Origin of the sequence: Bacillus sp. SIMBA_074, assembly GCF_046534555.1 — a bacterium.
Lineage (GTDB): Bacteria > Bacillota > Bacilli > Bacillales > Bacillaceae_G > Bacillus_A > Bacillus_A mycoides.
The window spans coordinates 1-273 of sequence record NZ_JAWRYM010000483.1 but is presented as its reverse complement, the minus strand read 5'-3'; the positions used below and the strand labels follow the sequence as shown (position 1 = coordinate 273).

General features: G+C 42.5%; 1 pseudogene. It reads left to right on the top strand.

Annotated features, from left to right (window positions below):
* Window positions 1-21: 21 nt before the first annotated feature.
* Window positions 22-273: pseudogene (locus SB773_RS31675) on the top strand (hypothetical protein); the annotation flags it as partial.

The window sequence follows — 273 nt, the reverse complement described above, 5'->3', positions numbered from 1 at the left end:
CCCATGCCCCGCAAATTCGTGATGGCCATCGCCGTTTCCACATTGATTGCACTGATGCTATCTCTCGTGCCGAGTAATAGCTGGAAAAATAATGACATTCCCACATTTCAGACAGCCCGCCCGATTCATCTAAGCGAGCAAAATGCGTTAGATTTGTTTACAAGGGTGGAAACACATTATAATATTAAGCGTATAAAATGGGAAAACTCGTCAATTTATGTCGATTTGGCGGTGAAATTCGATCAAAAGGTAGAGCTTCCTCATGTTTATCAC